General features: G+C 67.5%; 22 protein-coding genes. 6 read left to right on the forward strand and 16 right to left on the reverse strand.

Annotated elements, in window-relative coordinates:
- Positions 1-130: 130 nt before the first annotated feature.
- The 7 genes from AC5I49_RS18190 to AC5I49_RS18220 all read right to left on the reverse strand — a co-directional run bounded on the left by AC5I49_RS18190 (position 131) and on the right by AC5I49_RS18220 (position 6,554).
- Complete coding sequence (locus AC5I49_RS18190; RefSeq protein ID WP_495789695.1) at positions 131-1,177, reverse strand: FecR family protein; 1,047 nt, start codon at positions 1,175-1,177, stop codon at positions 131-133.
- A complete protein-coding gene (locus AC5I49_RS18195; RefSeq protein WP_224986090.1) occupies positions 1,174-1,785 on the reverse strand; it encodes an RNA polymerase sigma factor in 612 nt (203 codons plus the stop codon). Before AC5I49_RS18195 ends, AC5I49_RS18190 begins: the two co-directional genes overlap by 4 nt.
- A 190-nt stretch (positions 1,786-1,975) precedes the next feature.
- Positions 1,976-2,713 carry an amino acid ABC transporter ATP-binding protein gene (locus tag AC5I49_RS18200; protein WP_016450275.1) on the reverse strand — a complete coding sequence of 246 codons (738 nt, stop codon included), beginning with the start codon at positions 2,711-2,713 and terminating at the stop codon, positions 1,976-1,978.
- Between the two features lie 25 nt (positions 2,714-2,738).
- Positions 2,739-3,410 carry an amino acid ABC transporter permease gene (locus AC5I49_RS18205; RefSeq protein ID WP_016450274.1) on the reverse strand — a complete coding sequence of 224 codons (672 nt, stop codon included), beginning with the start codon at positions 3,408-3,410 and terminating at the stop codon, positions 2,739-2,741.
- A gap of 1 nt (position 3,411) precedes the next feature.
- Positions 3,412-4,164 (reverse strand): amino acid ABC transporter permease, encoded by a 753-nt coding sequence (locus tag AC5I49_RS18210; RefSeq protein ID WP_016450273.1) that lies wholly within the window; start codon positions 4,162-4,164, stop codon positions 3,412-3,414.
- A gap of 113 nt (positions 4,165-4,277) precedes the next feature.
- The gene (locus AC5I49_RS18215) at positions 4,278-5,177 is read right to left on the reverse strand and encodes a transporter substrate-binding domain-containing protein (RefSeq protein ID WP_016450272.1); all 900 of its coding nucleotides are present in this window, start codon (positions 5,175-5,177) and stop codon (positions 4,278-4,280) included.
- A 441-nt stretch (positions 5,178-5,618) separates the two neighbouring features.
- Positions 5,619-6,554, reverse strand: a complete 936-nt coding sequence (locus tag AC5I49_RS18220; RefSeq protein ID WP_016450271.1) for a LysR substrate-binding domain-containing protein — start codon at positions 6,552-6,554, stop codon at positions 5,619-5,621.
- Between the two features lie 326 nt (positions 6,555-6,880).
- Between AC5I49_RS18220 and AC5I49_RS18225 the strand changes: the two genes are divergently transcribed.
- From AC5I49_RS18225 to AC5I49_RS18235, 3 genes are read left to right on the forward strand one after another with little or no spacing between them, the layout of a single operon-like run.
- A complete protein-coding gene (locus tag AC5I49_RS18225; protein WP_016450270.1) occupies positions 6,881-7,420 on the forward strand; it encodes a TRAP transporter small permease in 540 nt (179 codons plus the stop codon).
- Entirely contained in the window at positions 7,417-8,715 is a 1,299-nt protein-coding gene (locus AC5I49_RS18230) for a TRAP transporter large permease (RefSeq protein ID WP_016451794.1), read from the forward strand. Before AC5I49_RS18225 ends, AC5I49_RS18230 begins: the two co-directional genes overlap by 4 nt.
- A gap of 32 nt (positions 8,716-8,747) precedes the next feature.
- Positions 8,748-9,791, forward strand: coding sequence for a DctP family TRAP transporter solute-binding subunit (locus AC5I49_RS18235; RefSeq protein WP_046240113.1), 1,044 nt, complete (start codon positions 8,748-8,750; stop codon positions 9,789-9,791).
- Between the two features lie 172 nt (positions 9,792-9,963).
- Here the strand turns inward: AC5I49_RS18235 and AC5I49_RS18240 are convergent, their stop codons facing one another.
- Positions 9,964-10,632: a TetR/AcrR family transcriptional regulator gene (locus AC5I49_RS18240; RefSeq protein ID WP_495789696.1), complete on the reverse strand. Its 669-nt coding sequence runs from the start codon at positions 10,630-10,632 to the stop codon at positions 9,964-9,966.
- Between the two features lie 116 nt (positions 10,633-10,748).
- Here AC5I49_RS18240 and AC5I49_RS18245 point away from each other — a divergent pair, with 116 nt between their 5' ends.
- Positions 10,749-11,189 (forward strand): hypothetical protein, encoded by a 441-nt coding sequence (locus AC5I49_RS18245; RefSeq protein WP_495789697.1) that lies wholly within the window; start codon positions 10,749-10,751, stop codon positions 11,187-11,189.
- Between the two features lie 8 nt (positions 11,190-11,197).
- Here AC5I49_RS18245 and AC5I49_RS18250 read toward each other — a convergent pair whose 3' ends face one another.
- The 7 genes from AC5I49_RS18250 to AC5I49_RS18280 all read right to left on the reverse strand — a co-directional run bounded on the left by AC5I49_RS18250 (position 11,198) and on the right by AC5I49_RS18280 (position 18,472).
- The gene (locus tag AC5I49_RS18250) at positions 11,198-12,145 is read right to left on the reverse strand and encodes a 2-hydroxyacid dehydrogenase (protein ID WP_046240112.1); all 948 of its coding nucleotides are present in this window, start codon (positions 12,143-12,145) and stop codon (positions 11,198-11,200) included.
- Positions 12,146-12,224: 79 nt separating this feature from the next.
- A complete protein-coding gene (locus tag AC5I49_RS18255) occupies positions 12,225-13,187 on the reverse strand; it encodes a PDR/VanB family oxidoreductase (RefSeq protein ID WP_046240111.1) in 963 nt (320 codons plus the stop codon).
- Positions 13,188-13,221: 34 nt separating this feature from the next.
- Complete coding sequence (locus AC5I49_RS18260; protein WP_046240110.1) at positions 13,222-14,298, reverse strand: Rieske 2Fe-2S domain-containing protein; 1,077 nt, start codon at positions 14,296-14,298, stop codon at positions 13,222-13,224.
- Positions 14,299-14,328: 30 nt separating this feature from the next.
- A complete protein-coding gene (locus tag AC5I49_RS18265) occupies positions 14,329-15,681 on the reverse strand; it encodes an MFS transporter (RefSeq protein ID WP_016451801.1) in 1,353 nt (450 codons plus the stop codon).
- Positions 15,682-15,935: 254 nt separating this feature from the next.
- Positions 15,936-16,409: a MarR family winged helix-turn-helix transcriptional regulator gene (locus AC5I49_RS18270; RefSeq protein WP_016446419.1), complete on the reverse strand. Its 474-nt coding sequence runs from the start codon at positions 16,407-16,409 to the stop codon at positions 15,936-15,938.
- A gap of 96 nt (positions 16,410-16,505) precedes the next feature.
- A complete protein-coding gene (locus AC5I49_RS18275; protein WP_047472851.1) occupies positions 16,506-17,597 on the reverse strand; it encodes a Rieske 2Fe-2S domain-containing protein in 1,092 nt (363 codons plus the stop codon).
- A gap of 116 nt (positions 17,598-17,713) precedes the next feature.
- Positions 17,714-18,472, reverse strand: a complete 759-nt coding sequence (locus tag AC5I49_RS18280) for a GntR family transcriptional regulator (protein ID WP_016451803.1) — start codon at positions 18,470-18,472, stop codon at positions 17,714-17,716.
- A 230-nt stretch (positions 18,473-18,702) separates the two neighbouring features.
- On the opposite strand from AC5I49_RS18280, the gene AC5I49_RS18285 reads away from it, so the two are divergent.
- On the forward strand, positions 18,703-20,595 hold the full coding sequence (locus tag AC5I49_RS18285; RefSeq protein WP_495789840.1) for a S9 family peptidase: 1,893 nt from the start codon (positions 18,703-18,705) through the stop codon (positions 20,593-20,595).
- Between the two features lie 52 nt (positions 20,596-20,647).
- Here the strand turns inward: AC5I49_RS18285 and AC5I49_RS18290 are convergent, their stop codons facing one another.
- On the reverse strand, positions 20,648-22,474 hold the full coding sequence (locus tag AC5I49_RS18290) for an ABCB family ABC transporter ATP-binding protein/permease (protein WP_495789698.1): 1,827 nt from the start codon (positions 22,472-22,474) through the stop codon (positions 20,648-20,650).
- A gap of 41 nt (positions 22,475-22,515) precedes the next feature.
- Between AC5I49_RS18290 and AC5I49_RS18295 the strand changes: the two genes are divergently transcribed.
- Entirely contained in the window at positions 22,516-22,992 is a 477-nt protein-coding gene (locus AC5I49_RS18295; RefSeq protein ID WP_012203278.1) for an acyl-CoA thioesterase, read from the forward strand.
- Positions 22,993-23,057: the final 65 nt, after the last annotated feature.

The raw sequence follows: 23,057 nt of genomic DNA on the forward strand, positions 1-23,057 counted from the left end.
TGGTCCTTGGCTGGCAGCCGTGCGGGCCTGGAAAATCCACGCCCCTGCCCCTATAGAAGCCAAGAGCGGTGCAAAGCTGGAACCTGGGGTTGTCCACCAATTTGAAACAAATTGTTTCCCGTCCTTCGATTCATCCCCGCACGATCAGCCAACCTCCGCCGTTGCGCGGCTGCACGCGCACCGCAATCAAGGCCGGCAGCGCGCGCACAAAGCGCTCGGGCGCGGCCGTGGCCAGCAGGCCCGAGACACGCAGGCGGCCCAGCGACTCTTCGCCCAGCTCCACGGGCGCACCCAGATAGCGCGACAGCTCCTGCGCCACCTCCGCCAGCGGCGTGCCGCTGAAGCGCACCTGGCCCGTGCGCCAGTCGCCCACGCTGTCCGCATCGGCCACCACGGTGCTGTGCCGGCCGGCGCCGTCCACAGCCACGCCCGCGCCTGCCGCCAGCAGCAGGACATCGCCCCCGGCCCGGTCTCGCTCGGGCCGCAGCTGCACCTTGCCCTCCAGCACCTTCACCACCAGCCGCGGCGGCCCGGCGCGCACATTGAACGCGGTGCCCACCACCCGGACGCGGCTGGCGCCGGAGTCCACGGTGAAGGGCCTGTCCGGGCCGGGCGTGACCTCGAAGAAGGCCTCGCCCCGATCCAGCACCACCTCGCGGCGGCGCGGGTAGTAGCGCACCTGGAGTTCGCTGTCCACGTTGAGGGCCACGCGCGAGCCATCGGGCAGCTCGATGCTCTGCGTCTGCCCGGGCGCCGTGCGGGCCTGCAGCGTATAGCCTGGCGTGTGGTCCCAGCGGTACCAGCCACCCCAGGCCAGCAGCGAGACCACCGCCAGCACGGACAGGGCTGCCGCAGGGCGGCCGGGCCAGCGGTCAAGAACGCGCTGGCGCGGCGGCGCGGCCGCTGGTGCAGCGCAGACGGCAGGCGCGGCGGGCGGCACCGCTGCGCCGAACTCATCGGGAAACAATTCCCTGAGCTGTGGCGCGCCATGCCAGTGGCGCGACATGCCTTCGAAGATGCTGCGGTGCAGCGGGTGGGCGCCCAGCCACGCATCCAGCGCGCGCTCATCGGCGCCCGTCCAGTCCGGCTGCTGGCGGCGCACGAACCAGTCGGCCGCCCTGTCATGCAGCCCCACCAGCTCCTGCGGCGAAACGCCCGGGGGAAGTTCGTTGCTCATCGTGTGTTCTCTGCGGCGCCCGGCCGCTGCTCGTCTGCGCGCAGCAGGGCACGCATTTGCTCGGCGCTGGCGTAGCGTACGCGGATCTCGCAATAGGACAGTGCCCGGCTCAGGTGGCGCGAGACCATGCGCACGGTGATGTCCATGCGCTCGGCCGTCTGCTCCAGCGTCAGTTCCTGCACGCGGTGCAGCACGAAGGCCTGGCGCTGGCGCTCGGGCAGCTCGTTCAGGGCATCGCGCAGCCGGGCCAGGCGCTGGCGGCGCTCATCGTCCAGCGCATGGTCGGCTCCGTCGCGGGCCGGCAGGGCCTCGACCTCGTCGCGGCAATCCTCCACGGACACCAGCCGCACACCGGCCTGCTGCGGCGCCGTGCGGTGCGCGAAGGCCGCCACGCTGCGCACGACCTGATGCAGATAGGGCCGCTCTTCGTCCACAGGCAGGCGCTTGTCGGCCGACAGCATGCGCACGAAGACTTCCTGGGAGGCATCCTCGATATCGGCCGGGCTCTTGAAGTACCGCGCCAGCATGCGCTGCAGCGGCTTGCGCCAGCGGGTGTAGAGACTGCGGGAATGGCCACCGGGCTCTCCCGGGGCGTCGTCGCGCTTCATGGCAGGCATGGCACGGCGGACGTGGAAGTTGTCCGGTGGCGGGGAAATGGGGGCGGGATCTGGAGCACGGTGCAAACAGCTGAGCCGGCGATTGTATCGAGAACGATTCTCATCATCGTCTCGCCGTGGCCACAAAAAAGGGGCGCCGAAGCGCCCCCTTGATTGCCGTGCCCGCAAGGGCCGCACCGGTTCAGTGCTGCAGGATCTTGTTGAGGAATTCCTTGGTCCGGGGCTGGCGCGCTTCCGGGTTGCCGAAGAATTCGTCCTTGGAACAGTCCTCCAGGATCTTGCCACCCACGTCCATGAAGATCACGCGGCTGGCCACCTTGCGCGCAAAGCCCATTTCGTGGGTCACGCACATCATGGTCATGCCTTCGTTGGCCAGGCCGATCATCACGTCCAGCACTTCGCCGACCATTTCGGGGTCCAGCGCGGAGGTGGGTTCGTCGAACAGCATCACGATGGGGTCCATGGACAGCGCGCGCGCAATGGCCACGCGCTGCTGCTGGCCGCCCGACAGCTGGCCCGGGAACTTGTCCTTGTGCGCCGTCAGGCCCACGCGGTCCAGCATCTTGAGGCCGCGCTTCCTGGCGTCGTCCGCGCTGCGGCCCAGCACCTTGACCTGGGCAATGGTCAGGTTCTCGGTCACCGACAGGTGCGGGAACAGCTCGAAGTGCTGGAACACCATGCCCACGCGGCTGCGCAGCTTGGGCAGGTTGGTCTTGGGATCGTGCACGGCCACGCCGTCCACGAAGATCTCGCCCTTCTGGAAGGGCTCCAGCGCGTTGATGGTCTTGATCAGCGTGGACTTGCCCGAGCCCGACGGGCCGCAGACCACCACGACCTCACCCTTCTGGATGTTGGTGGAGCAGTCGGTCAGCACTTGAAAGCTGCCGTACCACTTGGAAACGTTCTTGAGTTCAATCATTGCAATTCCTCAATGGGGTGCTGGCTCATCGAATGATGGCAATTTTCTTGTGCAGGCGCTTCACTGCCCAGGACAGCGAATAGCACAGCACGAAGTAGGTCACGCCAGCGGCCAGATAGGATTCGATGGGACGGCCGTAGTTCTTGCCGGCCACTTCGAAGCCCTTGAGCATGTCGTAGGCACCGATGGCATAGACCAGCGAGGTGTCCTGGAACAGGATGATGGTCTGCGTCAGCAGCACGGGCAGCATGTTGCGGAAGGCCTGGGGCAGCACCACGAGGCGCATGTTCTGCCCATAGGTCATGCCCATGGCCTGGCCCGCGAAGACCTGGCCGCGCGGGATGGACTGGATGCCCGCGCGCATGATCTCGCTGAAGTAGGCCGCCTCGAAGGCGATGAAGGTGATGATGGCCGAGACCTCGGCGCCGATGGGCCGCCCGATGATCAGCGGCATCAGCAGGAAGAACCACAGGATCACCATCACCAGCGGCACGGAGCGCATTCCGTTGACGTAGAGCGTGGCGGGCACATCGAGCCACTTCTTGCCGGACAGGCGCATCAGCGCCAGCAGCGTGCCGAAGAGCACACCGCCGATGGTGGCGATGACGGTCAGCGTCAGGCTGAAGTACAGGCCCTTCAGCACGAAGTTGCTGAACAGGTCCCAGGTGAAGAACGACCAGTCGATTTGCAGGTTCATGTCAGTGTCCTCCGCCGCTGGCAGCGATCAGGCCCGGGACGCGCGAGCGCTTCTCGATGAAGGCCATGATGCGGTTGATGGCAAAGGCGGAGACCACGTACAGGCCGGTGACGGCCAGGTAGATCTCGATGCCGCGCGAAGTCTCTTCCTGCGCCTGCATGGCGAACATGGTCAGTTCGGCCACGGACACGGCAAACGCCACGGACGAGTTCTTGAACACGTTCATGGTCTCGCTGGTCAGCGGCGGAATGATGATGCGAAACGCCATGGGCAGCAGCACGTAGCGGTAGTACTGGAACGTGGTGAAACCCAGCGCCATGCCCGCGTACCGCTGGCCGCGCGGCAGCGCCTGGATGCCGGAACGCACCTGCTCGGCGATACGCGCCGAGGTGAAGAAGCCCAGCGCCAGCACCACGAGCACGAAGCCCGGCAGGGACTTCAGCGCGGGGAAGATGGACGGCACCACGTGGTACCACATGAAGATGTGGACCAGCAGCGGAATATTGCGGAACAGTTCGACCCAGGCATTGCCCAGCCGCACGATCCACGGCCGGTCGGGCAGCGTGCGCAGCGTGCCGATCAGCGAGCCGACGATCAATGCGATCAACAGCGACAGCAGCGACACGGAAATGGTCCAGCCCCAGGCCGACAGCATCCAGTCGAGGTAGGTGATGTCGCCGTTCTTGCCGAAGCAGCTTTGACCGACCTCTTGGGTAATGGTGTCCTGGCAGAACACCTGCCAATCCCAACTCATAGGAGCACCTCTTTATTCAGATTCTTGAAAAATGCACTACCGGCAAAAACGGCGCCGCAACAAAAAACGCCCCTTCCAACCGCATGGCAGAAGGGGCGGCATTCAGCTGGTGCTTACTTGACTTCGTACGACTCCATGGGCTTGTCGTTGGGGTTGGCCCATGCGTCCTTGGTGGCGTCGGACAGCGGCAGGCCGACCTTCACGTTGGCCGGGGGAATCGGCTGCATGAACCACTTGTCATAGAGCTTGGCCAGGGAGCCGTCGGCGATCTGGCGCTTGATGGAGTCGTCCACGGCCTTCTTGAAGGCGGGGTCGTCCTTGCGCAGCATGCAGGCGATGGGCTCGACCGACAGGGTTTCGCCGACGATCTTGTAGTCGGCAGGTGCCTTGGACTTGGAGATGTTGGCGGCCAGGATGGAGCCGTCCATGATGAAGGCGTCGGCACGGCCGGTTTCCAGCATCAGGAAGCTGTCGGCGTGGTCCTTGCCCATGACTTCCTTGAAGGTCAGGCCGTCGGCGCGCTTGTTCTTGCGCAGGGTCTGCACCGAGGTGGTGCCCGTCGTCGTGACGATGGTCTTGCCGTTCAGGTCCTTGATGCCGGTGATGCCGGAGTTGCCCTTGACGGCGATGCGCACTTCTTCCACATAGGTGGTCACGGCGAAGGCCACATCCTTTTGGCGGGCCTGGCTGTTGGTGGTGGAGCCGCACTCGATGTCCACGGTGCCATTGGTCACCAGGGGGATACGGTTCTGCGAGGTGACGGGCTGGTACTTGATGTCCAGCTTGGCCAGGCCCAGCTGCTTCTGGATGTCGGCCAGCACGCGCTCGCCCATCTCGGTGTGGAAGCCCACGTACTTGCCATTGCCCAGCGTATAGCCCAGGCCGGAGGATTCACGCACGCCCAGCGTCACGGCGCCGGAGGACTTGATCTTGGCCAGGGTGTCGCCAGCCTGCGCAAAAGCGCTGCCTGCAGCCAGGGCGGTCACGGCGATGGCCAACAAATGCTTCTTCATACGGGTCTCCTGAGATGAGAACGAAAACGGTCTTGATGAGAACGGTCGAGTCGCCTTGTGGGCTGTCTCGAACTATCAACGATGTGACACATATTGTGCAATCACGCACGGTGCTGGAGCACCGACACGTGCTAGGGCTTTCCAGCACGTCAGCCAGATTCAGGTAAGCAACTGCCGTGCCATGGCACGCGTTTTTTGCCCGATCCAGCGCGCCTGGGGGCCTGCACACGGCGTGGCTGCTGTGCGCGCACTCTAATGCCAGGCGTGGCAGCACAGCCAATGCCGTTTGCAGAAACCCTTATGCATGCCATGCATAATAGGTGTTTACCCTAGGCATAACCCATGCACCAAGTCGGTCTCTTGACGGGCTTTGCCGTGCACCAGCGTGCAGCAAAAAGGGGCTCGAGAGCCCCTTTGTCTTCATGTGTGCCGCCTGGCGTGTCAGCCGATGGTCTCGCCCTGCTCCAGCAGGAAGTTCCACAGCGCGCCGGCCACGCCCTGGGGCGCATCCTTGCTGGTGGGTTTTTCGCGGTAGGCGCGCACTTCCATGTCCATGCGGAAACCGTCGTCACCGGCAGGTGCGGCGCTGACCAGGCGGCCGGCCTCCAACTCGTTGCGCACGGCGCTGAATGGCAAAAAGGCCACGCCATGGCCTTCCAGCGCCATGGCCTTGAGGCCTTCGGCCATGTCGGTCTCGTAGACGCGTTCCAGGTGCACGGCCTCGGCCGCTTCCTTGAGGATGAGTTCCGTCACGCGGCCCAGGTAGGCGCCCGGCGCATAGCCCAGGTAGGGCAGCGGCTGGCCCTGGCGGCCCGGCAGCTGGTGCAGCGGCAGGCCGTCGGCGTCGGGCCTGGCGTAGGGGGCGAGCACCTCATGGCCCAGGCTGACCATCTCGTAGCGCGCCGGGTCAAGCTGGAAGGGCTGGGACGGATGGAAGTAGGCGATCAGCAGGTCGCAGCCGCCCTCGACCAGGCGCATCACGGCGTCGTGCACGTTGAGCGCGAACAGCCGGCTGCGGAACGGCCCGAACTTGGCCTGCACGCTGGAGACCCAGTTCGGGAAGAAGGTGAAGGCCAGCGTGTGCGGCACGGCAAACCCCACCATGCCCTTGCCCGCGCTGACATGGGCCCGCAGCATGGTGCGCGTGCTCTGCAGCGACTGCAGCATCTCCAGCGCCTGGTCATACATGGTCTTGCCGGCCGGCGTGAGCCGGGTCGGGTAGGAGCTGCGGTCCACAAGGTCGGTGCCGGCCCAGGCCTCCAGTGCCTGGATGCGGCGCGAGAACGCAGGTTGCGTCACATGCCGCAGTTGGGCGGAGCGGCTGAAACTGCGTGTTTCAGCCAGGCTGACGAAATCTTCTAGCCATTTGGTTTCCATGCCCGCCATTATCCGCTGTGATGGAAGGCACCCCCTGAGCGGCTACGCCGCTTCCCCCTCTCTCTCCGGGAGGGGGACGGCACCCTCGGTGCGGGGCGGCCCTTCCTCGGTGCCTCCACGCCGGGCATGCCCGTATCATCGTCCCGCATGGGCCGCCACACTGAGGAAACCGCCATCTGATGCGGCGCTCGTATGCGCACATAATGGCGCTGCGCCGCATTTACCCAATGTGACATTTTTTCCTCACGGCCCCCGGCACACGACGCCGAGGAAGCTCAGTGACTGCATCTGCCCCGCCATGTGTAATTTTCTGACTCCCCGCGTCCATGTCATCCCCTCCCACCGAAAACGGCGCCGCTGAGACGCCTTCCCAGCCGGACGAGCCGCGTTCGCTGCGCATCGAGGACTGGCTCACCGTGGTCATCATGGCCCTGCTGGCCCTGATCACCTTCGCCAATGTGCTGGTGCGCTACTTCACCTCCTCGTCCTTCGCGTGGACCGAGGAAATCTCGGTCTTCCTGATGATCCTGCTGGCCATGGTCGCGGGCTCGGCGGCCGTGGCGCGCAACGCTCACATCCGCATCGAATACTTCGCCGAAGGCGGCAGCGCCCTGCGCAGGAAGCGCCTGGCGCGCTTCGGCACGCTGATGGTGGCCCTGCTGTTCGCGGTGATCGCCGCACTGAGCGTGCGCGTGGTCTGGGACGACTACCGTTTCGAGGAAACCTCGCCAGGCATCGGCGTGCCGCAGTGGTGGTATTCGATGTGGCTGCCCATCTGCTCGGCGCTGATCACGCTGCGCGCGCTGCAACTGTTCCTGCGCCAGGGGCGCCCCGGCGCCTTCGTGGACGAGGAGAAGGCGCCATGATCGCGACCCTGCTCTTCATCGCCTTCCTGGGCCTGATGCTCCTGGGCGTGCCCATCGGCGCGGCCCTGGGCCTGGCAGGGGCGGCCGCCATCGCGCTGGCCAGCCCCGACACGCAGTGGTTCGGCCTGCTGGCCGTGCCGCAGAACTTCTATGCCGGCCTGGGCAAGTACCCGCTGCTGGCGATTCCGATGTTCGTGCTCGTGGGCTCGATCTTCGACCGCTCTGGCGTGGCGCTGCGCCTGGTGAACTTCGCCGTGGCCATCGTGGGCCGCGGCCCCGGCATGCTGCCCCTGGTGGCGATTGCCGTGGCCATGTTCCTGGGCGGCATCTCGGGCTCGGGCCCGGCCAATGCCGCTGCAGTGGGCGGCGTGATGATCGCGGCCATGAGCCGCGCCGGCTATCCGGGCAGCTTCTCGGCCAGCGTGGTGGGCGCGGCTGCGGCCACCGACATCCTGATCCCGCCGTCCGTGGCCTTCATCATCTACTCGGTGCTGGTGCCCGGCGCCTCGGTGCCGGCGCTGTTTGCGGCCGGCATGATCCCCGGCATCCTGGCCGGCGTGGCGCTGATCGTTCCGGCCGTGTGGATGTCGCGCAGGCACAGGATGGGTGCGCTGGAATCGTCCATGCCGCGCCCGCCGTTCTGGCGCAGCCTGCGCGAGGCCTCCTGGGGCCTGGCCGCCCCGGTGCTGATCCTGGGCGGCATGCGCGCCGGCTGGTTCACCCCTACCGAGGCCGCCGTGGTGGCCGTGTTCTACGGCCTGTTCGTGGGCATGGTGATCCACCGCACCATCACGCTGCGCGACCTGTATCCCATCCTGCGCGAGGCCGGCGAGCTGTCGGCCGTGATCCTGCTGGTGGTGTCGCTGGCCGGCATCTTCGCGTTCTCGCTGTCCACGCTGGGCGTGATCGATCCGGTGGCCAAGGCCATCGTGGAATCGGGCCTGGGCGAGTACGGCGTGATGGCGCTGCTGATCCTGCTGCTGATCACCGTGGGCATGTTCCTGGACGGCATCTCCATCTTCCTGATCTTCGTGCCGCTGCTGCTGCCGATCATGCAGCACTACCACTGGGACCCGGTGTGGTTCGGCGTCATCCTCACGCTCAAGGTGGCGCTGGGCCAGTTCACGCCGCCGCTGGCCGTGAACCTGATGGTGTCCTGCCGCATCGCGGGCGTGCGCATGGAGTCCACCGTGCGCTGGGTCGGCCCCATGCTGCTGGCCATGTTCCTGGTGATGATCGCCGTGATCGCCTTCCCGCAGCTGGCTCTCTGGCTCCCAGCACGCCTGGGCTACTGATTTCCCAAAAATTCAACAAGGAGACCTTCGCAATGAAACTTCGCACTTTCCTCGCCAGCGGCCTGGCCGCAGCGGCGGCCCTGGCCCTTTCGTCCGCTCCCGCAATGGCGCAGACACCGGCCAAGTACAAGAGCGAGTACCGCATGTCGCTGGTGCTGGGCACGGCCTTTCCCTGGGGCAAGGGCGGCGAGATCTGGGCCAACAAGGTGCGCGAGCGCACCAACGGCCGCATCAACATCAAGCTCTACCCGGGCGTGTCCCTGATCCAGGGCGACCAGACGCGCGAATTCAGCGCGCTGCGCCAGGGCGTGATCGACATGGCCGTGGGCTCCACGCTGAACTGGTCGCCCCAGATCAAGGAGCTGAACCTGTTCGCCCTGCCCTTCCTGATGCCCGACTACGCGGCCGCCGACGCGCTCACGCATGGCGAGCCCGGCAAGCGCCTGTTCCAGCGCCTGGACAAGGCCGGCGTGGTGCCGCTGGCCTGGGGCGAGAACGGCTACCGCGAGATCAGCAACTCCAAGCACGCCATCAAGACCCCTGCCGACCTCAAGGGCCTGAAGATCCGCGTCGTGGGCTCGCCGCTGTTCCTGGACACCTTCACCGCGCTGGGCGCCAACCCCACGCAGATGAGCTGGGCCGATGCCCAGCCCGCCATGGCCAGCGGCGCCGTGGACGGCCAGGAGAACCCCGTCTCGGTCTACATGGCCGCCAAGCTGCAGTCCGTGGGCCAGAAGCATCTGACGCTGTGGGGCTACATCAACGATCCGCTGATCTTCGTGGTCAACAAGGACATCTGGGCCACCTGGACCAAGGAAGACCAGGACATCGTGCGCCAGGCCGCCGTGGACGCCGCCAAGGAGCAGGTCGTGATCGCGCGCAAGGGCATGATCGAGGCCGACAAGCCCCTGCTCAAGGACCTGGCCGCCAACGGCGTGACCGTGACCCAGCTCACGCCGGCCGAGCGCGAAGCCTTCGTCAAGGCCACGCGCCCCGTCTACGACAAGTGGAAGCAGCAGGTCGGCGCCGACCTGGTGGATGTGGCGGAGAAAGCCATTGCCGCGCGAACTCGTTAGAATGCTATCGGTTGATCGCACACTCCGGTAGAAGCAAAAGGCCCCGCTCTGCGGGGCCTTTTTTTTTCGCCATCCTGCTTCGCAAGGACGACCAGGACTTCAGCCCGCCCATCAAGGCATGCCTTGCTGCGAAGCCGGTCCAGCGAAATGACACAGGCACAGCCCCTGCTGCCTATGGGGCAGGGGCACGGGCAGCGGCTCCCGCGTCCGTCGCGCCACCCAGCAACATATCTGCCCCCATCTCGCACAGCAGCTCCTCCAGTGCGCCCGAGGCGATCAGCGGCGAAGCCTCCAGCGAGGCAAAGCGCACCGTGCCCAGCACGGCCCGCGTGGCCACGTAAAGGCGCGCATAGGACAGCGAGGGGCCGCCCCAGCGCTGCAGGTGGGCGGCCATGCGCTCTGCGGTCTCGCGCATGGACAGGGCAATGCGCTCGTCACCATCCTGGCGCCAGGCAAAGCGCGCCAGCTTGCGCCGCGCAGGCGTGCGGCCCGCAAAGCCCTCGACGATGCAGGCGACCACGCCGCGCGCCACGGCCTCGCGCGGCAGGCCCTGCTCCGACGCCTGCTCCAGCCAGGCCTCGATGGCCGCGACGGCCGCACGGCGCTGGCCATCGACCATGGCGCGCAAGACGGCCTGCTTGTCGGGGAAGTACTGGTAGAGCGTGCCGATGGAAACGCCTGCGCGCTCGGCAATGCGATTGGTGGTGAGCGTGGCTTCGCCCTCCTTGACCAGAATCTGAGCTGCTGCCTGAACAATGGCCTCCAGCGTGCGCTGCGCACGGGCCTGTACGGGCTGTCTTCTTCTCTGGGATTCAGTGGTAGCGGAGGTATGGGAGGGCATGCGGCAAAACCTGAGCACAAGGCGAGTTTTCTGCCCGGAGTTTAAGCACTACAGTGGCCGGCCATTGCAGCAAATCCCAAGGAATACACCATGAAGAAGCATCAGCACACCGGCGCGTGGGAAGCCCTGCCGTGAAGGGCGTGCAACTGCTGGCCCTGGCCGCCGCCCTGTTCGACACGGCGGCCGCGCTGGCCCACTTCGCCTGCATCGTTTGGGGGGGACGTGGGCTGCGGCTCATGGGTGCCGGCGAGCGCATGGCGCGCATGGCCGAGGCCGGGCACTGGTATCCGCCGCTGGTGTCGGCGGCCATCGGCGTGGTGCTGTCGCTGCTGGCGGGGTATGCGCTGGCAGGCGCGGGCCTGCTGGGTCCCCTGCCCTTCATGCGCCCGGTGCTGGCCGGGGCCGGCCTGGTGCTGGTGGCGCGGGCCGCGGCCTTTCCGTGGCTGAAACCACGCTTTCCGGACAACAGCGACCGCTTCTGGCATGTGTCCTCGGCCATCTGCCTGGTCATGGGACTGCTGCACCTGGCAGCAGCTGCCGGGATGGCACAGGGCTGAATCCAGCCTCAGGCCGTGACCGGCGAGACCAGCGGGCGGCCTTCCAGGTGGCAGCGCATGTTGGCGATGAAGCGGTCCACCGAGGCCTGCACGGCTTCGGGCGACCAGCCGCCCACATGGGGCGTAAGCACCACGGCGTCCAGGTCCAGCAGTTCGGCCGGGGGCGCGGGTTCGCTTTCGTAGACATCCAGGCCCGCTCCGGCAAGGCGGCCTTCGCGCACGGCGGCGGCCAGGGCGGCGGTATCGACCACGCTGCCGCGCGCGATATTGACCAGGTGGCCCTGCGGGCCCAGTGCGTCCAGCACCTGGGCGTTGACGAGATGGCGCGTACCCGGGCCGCCCGGCGTGGCGACCAGCAGCACATCGGCCCATTGCGCCAGGGACAGCAGGTCGCCGAAGTAGCGGTGGGGCAGCCCGCTGCGCTGGCTGCGGTTGTGGTAGCCGATCTCCATCTCGAAGCCCAGCGCGCGCTGGGCGATCTTGGCGCCGATGGCGCCCATGCCCAGGATGCCCAGGCGCTTGTGCGAGACATTGGGCGGCAGCGGCATGGCGGTGCGCCAGACGCCGTCGCGCGTGGCGCGGTCCAGGCGCACCAGGCCGCGCACGGAGGCGATCAGCAGGCCCATGGCATGGTCGGCCACGCAGTCGTCATTGGTGCCTGCGCCGTTGCCCACGGCAATGCCGTGGGCCTGCGCATGGGCGACATCGATGTTCTCGTAGCCCGCGCCCAGCGCGCAGACCAGCCTGAGGGCGGGCATGCGCTGCATCTGCGCGGCCGACAGGCCGATGGAGCCTATGGTCAGCACGGCCTGTATGCGCGTGCCGTGCTCGGCGATGGCGGCCTCGCACTGGGCGGCGTCGGGCGCGTAGAGCAGGTCGAAGGAGGGAAAGGCCTGGGCCATCTGGCGCAGATGGGCCTCGGTATTGAAGTTGAGGACGAGCAGGGCAGGTTGCATGGCAGGAGGGCGGCGCCCGCCGCCACAGGGCGGGCCTTGGGGGAAAACCTCATTGTGCGCCGGCCGGCCGGGTCCCGCGCTACAGGTCCAGCACCAGCCGGGCGGATTTCGCGCGCGAGCAGCAGGGCAGGAACTGGTCGCAGGCGGCCTGCTCGTCCTCGGTCAGGTACATGTCGCGGTGCTCGGGCTCGCCCGAGAGCACACGCGTGAGGCAGGTGCCGCACACGCCCTGCTCGCACGAGGTCTGCACCTCCACGCCGATGCCGGCCAGCGCCTGGACCACGGTCTGCTCGGGCGCCACGCGCACCACCTGGCCGGTGCTGGCGATCTCGATCTCGAACCCGGCATCGCCCTCGCGCTGCACGGCCTCGCCTGCAAAGAACTCGTAGTGCAGGCGGTCCTCGCTCCAGCCCGATGTGCGAGCCATGCCCAGGGCCGCGTCCATGAAGCCGCGTGGGCCGCAGACATACAGGTGCAGGCCCGCCTGCGGGGCGCCGAGGAGCTGCGCCATGTCGAGCGCGCCCTCGCCATCCACATGCAGGTGCACGCGGTCGGCCCAGGGCATGGACTGCAGCAGGGCCGTGAAGGCCATGCGCTCGCGCGAACGCGCGCAGTAGTGCAGTTCGAAGTCGGCACCCTCGCGCGCCAGCTGGCGCGCCATGGCCAGCACGGGCGTGATGCCTATGCCGCCGGCCAGCAGCAGGTGCCGCGCAGGGCCACCCGCATGCAGCGCGAAGTGGTTGCGCGGCGCGCCGATGGCGATCTGCTGGCCTTCCTGCACCTGTTCGTGCACGGCGGCCGAGCCGCCGCGCGAGGCGGCCTCGCGCAGCACGCCGACCACGTAGCGGCCCGTGTCCTGCGGGTCGTTGCACAGCGAGTACTGGCGCACCAGGCCGCCCGGCAGGTGCAGGTCGATGTGCGAGCCGGCCGTGAAGGCCGGCAGGCTTTCGCCGTCCAGCGGCACGAGTTCAAGGCTGCAGATGTCCTGCGCCTCGGCGCATTTGCGCGCGACGCGCACCTGGAGGATGGGGTTGGCTTGCATGGGAAAAAAAGCGGAAAGGGATGGGTTCGGAAAATCAGGCCGCCGCCAGCGCACGGGCGCTGGCCTCGCGCAGCCGGCTGATCACGCGGCGCGCGCGGTTGGGGCCGGCGTCCACGTGGATGTCGATGACGGGGCGCGCGCCAAAGCGCTGCTGGTTGCGGAACTGGGCCTCGATGACGACCTTGTCCTCCTCGAAGGTGGCAGCCGTCTGGTCGATCACCAGGCGCGTGGTGTCCTGCATGTCGGGATGCGGGTTAGTGGCAATGGTCCAGAAGTAGTGGGCCGAATGCTCGGTCTCCGGCGTCACGCCGTGAAATCCCCGCATGTGAAAGCCCTCGCGCTGCGGATCGTCGAGCCGGCCGCTGCCTGCGTCCATGGCGCCGGTCCAGATGCACACGTGCGAGGGGTGGAACTCCACCTCCTGCCAGCGGTCGATGCGGCCCGCGAACGGCCAGGCTGCCGCATAGGTGGGCGGCGGGTCGGAGTCGGGCATCCAGCGCAGCACGGTGACACTGTCGCCCTCCTGGCGGACCTTGAGTTCGGCATTCATGTGGACGCCGGCATTGCCGCCAATGGTCTTGAGGTGCACATAGCCCAGGTGGCTGAGGTCCAGCAGGTTGTCGTGGATGAGCTGGTAGGGCGCGTCGTAGTGGTAGACATCGCCGCCGAAGCGGTAGCGCGCATCGCCGTGCACGGGATAGGCAGGCGGCTCCTGCGCGGGCACGGAATCGGGCGTGGCGCCCATCCAGATCCAGAGGATCTGGTCACGCTCGCGCAGGTCGAAGGACTTGACGCAGGCCTTGGGCGGTATGCGCTGCTGGCCCGGAATCTCCAGGCACTGGCCGGCGCGGTCGAACAGCAGGCCGTGGTAGCCGCAGCGCAGGCCGCGCGCCTCCACCGTGCCGCAGGACAGCGGCAGCTCGCGGTGGCAGCAGCGGTCCTCCAGCGCGGCCACGCTGCCATCGGGCGTGCGAAACAGCACGACGGGCCGGCCCAGCAGGGTGCGTGCCAGTGGCGTGTCCTGCAGCTCCCAGGCAAAGCCGGCGACATACCACTGGTCCAGCGGGAAGGCAGGCGTGGAGGCAGGTGCAATGGTGGTGCATTCGGTCATGGAGTTCTCCTTCTTGTCTGCAAGTCGCGCTCAATGCGCCGACAGCGTGCGGCCCGTGGCTGCGGGCCTGCCGGCCTCGGGCCCCTGCAGCCGGTGCAGCGACACGATGCAGGCCGCGAACACGAAGGCCAGGCCATAGCCCACATAGAGCTGGCTGGGCGACCACGCGGCGTCCAGCAGCGAGCCCGCGACCATGGGCGAGACGATGGCGCCGATGCGCCCTATGCCTATGCCCCAGCCCACGCCGGTCACGCGCACCTCGCCGCCATAGACCATGGGCGCGATGGCATAGAGCCCGGCCACGCAGCCGTTGACGAAGACGCCGATCAGAAAAGCCAGCGCATACGACAGCAGCAGCGAGCCCGGATTGCTCACGATGAAGCACAGCAGCACGGCCGTGGCCAGCATGAAGCCGGCCAGCGCGCGGTGCACGGGATAGCGCGCCGCCAGCAGGCCCAGCAAGGTGGCGCCCAGGATGCCGCCCAGGCTCAGCAGCACCCCGCCGGTCACGCCCTGCTCGGGCGTGAGGCCCGAGGCGGCCAGCAGCTTGGGCGTCCAACTCATGACGAAGTAAAAGCCGAACATCACCGCGAAGAACGACAGCCAGACCAGCAGCGTGGGCCGGCGCAGGCCCGGCGCGAACAGCTGCAGCGGGCCCCGCCGCGCCGGCCCCGCCGATGCGGGCGCGGCAGGCGGCAGCGCAGCCAATGCGGGCAGGCCCAGCCGCCCGACCAGGGCGTTGAGCCGCTGCAGCGCGCCGGCCGGGCGCCGCGCCAGCAGGAAGTCCATGGATTCCGGCAGTCGCCACCAGGCCAGGACCAGCACGCCCAGCGTCACGCAGCCGCCGAACAGGAAGACCGCGCGCCAGTCATGGCGCCCCAGCAGCCACACCGCGATGGAGCCGCCAATGCTGGCTCCCAGCGCATAGCCCGTGGACTGCAGCGTGACGGCCAGGCTGCGCCAGCGCTGCGAGGCGTATTCGCTGGCGATCACGTTGCTGCAGGCCAGGATGCCGCCCACGCCCAGGCCCGTAAGCACGCGCAGCGCCGCCAGCTGCGTGGCGCTCTGGCTGAAGGCCGAGCCCAGCATGCCCACGCCCGAGAGGGCCAGGCAGGCCAGGATCAGCGGCCGGCGGCCCAGCCGGTCGGCCCAGGGCGCGATCAGCAGCGATCCGCCCGCCATGCCGAACAGGCCCGCACTGAGCAGAAAGCCCAGCTGGGCGCCGCTGAGCTGCCAGTGCGCCGACACGGCAGAGGCCGTGAACGCCATGACCAGGACGTCGAAGCCGTCGATCATGTTGAGCACCATGCACAGGGCTATGACCGACCACTGGAAGCGCGTCATGGGCCGCTGGTCGACGCTTGCACGCAGGTCGGCGCTCATGGCCGCAGCTCCCGCAACGGGCAGTTGGACGATGCGGCGGCGCAAGGCCGCTGCAGCCATGGAACAGGGGTAGAGGCAGTCATCGTGGGTCTCCTTGGGTTGAAGCTCTGTGGAAGCTTTCTTGTGTTCTCAGCACATCATTACGTATGCTGAATGTGATTCAGTTTACTGAATGAAAATCGGCGCCAGATACCGGGATTTCCCCGATCAGGCGGGGCCGCGCAGTCTCGGACGCGGAGGCGGCCGGGCCGCTGTCAGTCGGATGAGGAAGCGTCGAGGGCGTCGCGTGCGTCGTGCAACTGCACGAACTTGCGCAGCAGGCGCTTGAACTCGGCCTGCTCCTCGGGCTCCAGCGCGGCCAGCATGCGGTTGTGCAGTTCGTGCACATTCGGCACGAAGCCGCCCAGCATGGCCTCGCCCTCGGCCGTGAGCGTCAGGCGCCGCTGGCGCCGGGGCAGGATCTCGCGCAGCACCCAGCCCTTGGCCTCCAGTCGCGCCGCGATGTCGGCCGTGGTGGAGTTGTCCAGCGCCACCAGCCGCGCCAGCGTTACCTGGTCGATGCCCGGTTTTTCCTGCAGCATGCGCAGGATGGCGTACTGCACGGGTGTCACGTCCGGCCCCAGCACGTCGCGGAACAGCTGCGCCGCGATCTGCTGCGCGCGCCGGATCAGGTGGCCCGGCTGGTCGTAGAGGTCGATGGAAAGCGGATCGGAGGCGGAGTGGACCATCGGTGGCGGCAGGCCTTGCGGCCCTGGGGTTGAAGCCCGCCGAGATTACCCCATCCCCGGCGCCGGTCCTGGATGCGCGCCGGGCCATGGCCGGCCTCAGGCCACCGCGGCGGCAGGCTGGGCCGCTGCTGCGGCCACCGCCGCCGCCTGCTGTTCCTGCGCAATCCATTTGTCGATGACCTTGCGCGACTGCACGCCGCCCGCATCGATGTTGAGCTTGAGCAGCTTGCGGTCGGGGTGGGCACTGAGGTTGCGCTGCTGCAGCTCCAGCATCTGCAGGTCTTCGCTGAAGATCTTGTGCTGGCCCTCGCGTATGCGGTCGGTGACTTCGGCATCGCCCGGATTGAAGCGGCGCGCCATGCCCCAGAAGTACCACATGGACTCCTCGGTCTCCGGCGTGATGAAGTCCACCACCATGCTGTAGACCTTGTGCTCGTCGGGCGCGTCGTAGCCGCCGTGGCCTGCGTGGGCCACGCCGACCTCGATCAGCACATGGCTGGGCGGGGTGAAGCGGCAGACCTGCCAGCGGTCCACGGGCACATCGTCGGCCAGGCCGTTGCTGCGCAGCGCCATCTTCCAGAACGGGGGCGCGGGAATGTCGTTCATGAAGCGGCTGGTGACCACCTCGACATCGGCGCCCTCGCCGCGCGTCTCGGTCTTGCATGGCGTCTCGTCGATCTCGGCCTGGCCGATGGAGCTGGCGTGCACATAGGTCTCGTGCGTCAGGTCCATGAGGTTGTCGATCATCAGCCGGTAGTCGGCCTGGATGTGGAACATGCCGCCGCCATAGGCCCATTCGGGGTTGTCGTGCCAGGGCAGCTTCGGGATGAGCGCGGCATCGGCCAGCGCCTTGTCGCCGGGCCAGACCCAGATGAAGCCGTGGCGTTCCTCGACGGGATAGCTGCGGATCTCGGGGAAGCCGCGCACGCGCTGGCCCGGCATGGCAATGGTCTTGCCGTCGCAGCCCATCTCCAGCCCGTGGTAGCCGCAGACCAGCTTGCCCTCGCAGACAAAGCCCAGCGACAGGGGCGCGCCGCGGTGCGGGCAGAAATCCTCCACGGCGGCAACGCCGTGCTGCGCGCGGTAGAACGCGATGCGCTCGCCGCAGATGCGACGGCCCAGCGGCTTGTCCTGGATCTCGTCGGACGTGGCGGCCACGTACCAGGTGTTCTTGGGGAATGTGCTCATGGGGGGTCTCCTTTATGGGTGGGGTCCGCAGTCCTTGGCGCTGCGGTGGCTGGGGCGCAGGCGGCCGAGGCCGCCGGCGTACATCAAGCGCAGATCAAGCGCGGGTCAGACTCGAATCAGGCTCGGATCAACTGCACGCCAGGAACCGCATGGCTGCCGGGCTCGCTCACGGCTTCGCGCAGGTTGCGGCGCGCAATGCGCGAGTGCTCTTTCATCAGCGCCTCGGCCCGGGCGCCCTCGCGCGCGGCAATGGCGTCCAGCACCTGGCGGTGCTGGTCCTGGGCCACCATCAGGCTGTGGCGCGCACGCGGGGATTCGGCCCGCGCCAGCACAAAGCCCGAGGGCGAGGCGAAGGGCATGCGCACCACGCGCTCCAGCTCGCGCTGCATGACGCTGCTGCCGGCCATGGAATGCAGCAGGTCGTGGAATTCGGAGTTCAGCGCCACATAGCGCGAGAAGGCCTCATCGCCCCAGTCGGGCGTCTCCAGCACGCGGTCGATGGCATCCAGGCAGCGGCCGGCCTGCGCCAGCAGCGGCTCGGCCACGCCGCGCTCGGCCGCCCAGCGCGCGGCCAGGCCTTCCAGCGTGCCGCGCAGTTCGATGGCATCGGCCACATCGGCCTCGGAGAACAGCCGCACGCGGTAGCCGCGCCCGCCGGCCATGGCTTCGAGCAGGCCTTCCTGCTCCAGCCGCATCAGCGCGGCGCGCACCGGCGTGCGCGAGATGCCCAGACGCTGCACCACGGTCAGCTCGGCGATGCGCTCGCCTGCGGGCAGTTCGCCCGCAAGAATCATCTCGCGCAGTTGCAGCTGGGCCTTGATGACCTGGGAGTGGCTTTCCGCTTCGGAGGCGGCGGGGGCAAGCTGGGGGCTCATGGGGCTTTGTCTGGATGGAATGGCGTGAATGTATACATCCAAGGCGATTAATGGTGCATTTTTCCGCAAAAACACGGGAAAACACCAATCAAATGTATACAACCGATCCCGGCAAAGACAGTGACCCGCCTGTTTGTATACATCGCCATGGCATCATGGCCGGCTCCCTTTTTCCCCTGCCGCTGCAACCCAGGAGGTCACCCTTGCCGACGTTTTCCCGACACCCCGCCATGGCCGCCCACATCCTCAACCTGGCACGGGATGCCAGCGCCGATGCGCAGGCTCCGCAGACCTATCCCATCAAGGACTTCTTCCGCAATCCGGAGCGCGGCTTCTTCCGCCTGGCCGATGACGGAAGCATGCTGGGCTTCATGCAGCCCGTCAGCGTGGACGGCCATCCGGCGCGCATGAACATCCATGTGCAGGCGCTGGAGGGCAGCACCCCTGTGGGCGAGCCGCGCCGCATCACGGCCGAGACCGAGCGCGACATCAGCAACTTCTTCTGGAAGGGCCCGGATGTAGTGCTCTACCAGAAGGACTTCGGCGGCGACGAGAACTTCCACGTGCTGGCAGTCAACGCGCGCAGCGGCGAAGCCACCGACCTGACGCCCTGGGAAGGCGTGCGCGCCAGCATCGAGGACGACCTGGAAGACGACCCCGACCATGTGCTGATCAGCCACAACCGGCGCGATGCCGAGGTCTTCGACGTGTACCGCGTGAACGTGCACACGGGGGCGGCGCAACTGGTGGCGCAGAACCCCGGCAACATCGTCGGCTGGCAGACCGACCACGCAGGCCGCGTGCGGGCCGCCGTGGCCAGCGACGGCCTGAACAGCGCCCTGCTCTACCGCGACGACGAGGCCGGCGAGTTCCAGACCCTGATCACCACCGATTACCGCACCAGCGTCAGCCCGGCCTTCTTCACCTTCGACGACCAAAAGCTCTACGCCCTGTCCAACCGGGGCCGCGACAAGCTGGCCCTGGTGGTCATCGACCCGGCCCGGCCCGACGAGGAAGAGGAAATCTTCGTGCCCGAGGAAGTCGATCTGGGCGCGGCGGCCTATTCACGCAAGCGCCGCGTGCTCACCCTGGCCGCCTACCAGACCGACAAGCCGCAGTACCGTTTCTTCGATGCCGAGACCGAAGCCCTGTACGGCCGGCTGGCTGCGCAGTTGCCGGGCTACGACTTCGCCATCCAGGGCGCCAACCGCGCCGAGGACAAGTTCATCGTCGCCGCCTTCAACGACCGCACGCCGGGCGCGCGCTACATCTACGACGCGGCCGCCGACGCGCTGACCAAGCTGGCCGACATCAACCCGGCCATCCCCGAGTCCGCCATGTCGCACGTGCAGCCCGTCAGCTACACCAGCCGCGACGGCCTGACCATCCACGGCTACCTGACCCTGCCGGCCGGCCGCGAGCCCAGGAACCTGGCCTGCATCATCAACCCGCACGGCGGCCCCTGGGCCCGCGACGGCTGGGGCTACAACCCCGAGGTGCAGTTCCTGGCCAACCGGGGCTTTTGCGTGCTGCAGGTGAATTTCCGCGGCTCCACGGGCTATGGCCGCGCGTTCTGGGAAGCGGGATTCGGCCAGTGGGGCCTGAAGATGCAGGACGACATCACCGACGGCGTGCACTGGCTGATCGACCAGGGCATTGCCGACCCTGCGCGCATCGGCATCTACGGCGGCAGCTATGGCGGCTATGCCACGCTGGCCGGCGTGGCCTTCACGCCCGACCTGTATGCGGCGGCCGTGGACTATGTGGGCGTGTCCAACCTGTTCACCTTCATGAAGACCATTCCGCCCTACTGGAAGCCGCTGCTGGACCAGATGCACGCCATGGTGGGTGATCCCGAGCGCGACAGGGAGCGCCTGGCCGCCACCTCGCCGGCCCTGCATGTGGACCGCATCAAGGCGCCGCTGTTCATCGCCCAGGGCGCGCGCGATCCGCGCGTGAACAAGGACGAGAGCGACCAGGTGGTGAATGCGCTGCGCGAGCGCGGCGTCGAGGTGCAGTACATGGTCAAGGACAACGAGGGCCACGGCTTTCACAACGACGAGAACAAGTTCGAGTTCTACGAGGCCATGGAGCAGTTCCTGGTCACGCACCTCAAGCCCTGAAGCCGTCCAGGCGCCCGGCCACCCGGCCACCCAGTCCCTCGGCCGCCCCGCGCTACAGCACGGCGGGCTCCCCGCTTTGCTGCAGCGCCCACATGTCCGCATAGCGCCCGCCCGCCGCGACCAGCTGGGCGTGGGTGCCGCGCTCGACGATGCGGCCCGCCTCCATGACCAGGATCTCGTGCGCATCGACCACGGTGGACAGGCGGTGGGCAATCACCAGCGCCGTCTTGTTGCGCGCGGCGCTTTGCAGCTCGGCCTGGATGGCGCGCTCGTTGGCCGAGTCCAGCGCCGACGTCGCCTCGTCGAAGATCAGGATGGGCGGGTCCTTGAGCAGGGTGCGCGCAATCGCCACCCGCTGCTTTTCGCCGCCCGACAGCTTCAGGCCGCGCTCGCCCACGCGCGTGGCATAGCCCTGGGGCGTGGCCTCGATGAAGTCGTGGATGCGCGCGGCGCGCGCGGCCGCCACCACCTGCTCGCGGCTGGCGCCAGGGCGGCCGTAGGCGATGTTGTATTCCACCGTGTCGTTGAACAGCACCGTGTCCTGCGGCACGATGCCCACGGCGCCGCGCACGCTGTCCTGGGTCAGCTCGCGCAGGTCGTGCCCGGCGATGCGCACATGGCCGGACTGCACGTCGTAGAAGCGGAAGATCAGCCGCGCCAGCGTGCTCTTGCCCGAGCCCGAAGGGCCGACCACGGCCACGGTCTTGCCGGCGGGAATGGTGAAGCTCACGTCCTTGAGGATGGGCCGCTCGGGGTCATAGGCGAAGTCCACATGCTCGAAGCGCAGCTCGGGCGGTGCGCAATGGGTCTGCAGCGGCTGGGCGCCGGGCGCGTCGGCCACCTCGCGTTCCTTGTCCATGAGGGTGAACATGCGCTCCAGGTCGGTCAGGCTCTGCTTGATCTCGCGGTAGATCACGCCCAGAAAGCCCAGTGGAATGTAGAGCTGGATCATGAAGGCATTGACCATGACCAGGTCGCCCAGCGACAGGCGGCCATCCACCACGCCCTGCGTGGCCCGCCAGAGGATGGCGACCAGGGCCGTGGCGATGATCAGCTGCTGCCCGCAGTTGAGCAGGCTCAGCGTGCTCTGGCTCTTGAGGCGAACGCGGCGCAGCGCCTCCAGGTTCTCGTCGTAGCGCCGCGCCTCGAAGCCCTCGTTGCCGAAGTACTTGACGGTCTCGTAGTTCAGCAGCGAGTCGATGGCCTTGGTGTGCGCCGCCGACTCCTGGGCATTGGCCTCGCGCCGAAAGCGCGTGCGCCACTCGGTCACCGTGACCGTGAACGTGATGTAGAACACCAGCGCCGCCAGTGTGATGGCCGCGAACCAGATGTCGAAGCGCAGCGCCAGGATGCCCAGCACCAGCGCCATCTCGACGAAGGTGGGCAGGATGCTGTAGAGCGAATACGAGATCAGCGACTCGGTGCTGCGCACGCCGCGCTCGATGTCGCGCGTCATGCCGCCGGTCTGGCGCTCCAGGTGAAAGCGCAGGCTCAGCGCATGCAGGTGCTCGAAGGTGGACAGCGCAATCGCCCGCGAGGCACCCTGCGTGGCCTTGGCAAAGACCAGATCGCGCAGCTCGGTGAACAGCGAGCTGGAAAAGCGCAGCAGCCCGTAGGCCAGCAGCAGGGCCACGGGCACGACGAGCACGGCCCGGGCATCGCCGGCCTTCAGATCCAGCGCATCGACCAGGTGCTTGAGCAACACCGGCACGCCCACGTTGGCGAGCTTGGCCCCGATCATGAAGCCCAGCGCCGCCAGCACGCGCCACTTGTATTGCCACAGGTAGGGCAGCAGGCGCCGCAGCGCGTTCCAGTCCCGCGACGGTGCCGGGGTTGGGACTAAGGGTAAATCCGTAGGGGAAGCGCTCTCGCGTCGCATGAAAGACAATTCTCGGTTGTTATATTGACCCGATTGTGCCCATGCCACCCCGCCCAGACCTCCCGCCCCATCCCTTGCCCGCAGACAAGGAGCTGGTTCTCAAGGTCATTCCCATGCCTGCCGATGTCAACGCCAATGGCGACATCTTCGGCGGCTGGGTGATGGCGCAGGTTGACTTGGCAGGTTCGGTGCTGCCCTCGCGCCTGGGCCAGAGCCGCATGGTCACCGTGGCCGTGAACGAGTTCATCTTCAAGCAGCCCGTGCGCGTGGGCGACATCCTGTCGTTCTACTCCAGCGTGCAGCGCGTGGGCCGCACCTCGGTCACGGTCGATGTCGAGGTCTATGCCGAGCGCTTTGCCGACCAGGGCCGCTTCGTCAAGGTGACCGAGGCCCTGCTGACTTACGTGGCCATCGACGGCCAGGGCAAGCCCCAGTCGCTGCCGGACAACGACCAGGTGCGTTCCTGGCGCGCAGCGGCCGAGCGCAATGCAGAACGCAAGCAGCAGCAGGCCGGCTGAACCCGCCCATCTGCAGCCATGAAAAAAGCGACCTTTGCAGGTCGCTTTTTCATTTCCGGCGCAGG

This window comes from Delftia sp. (assembly GCF_059499305.1).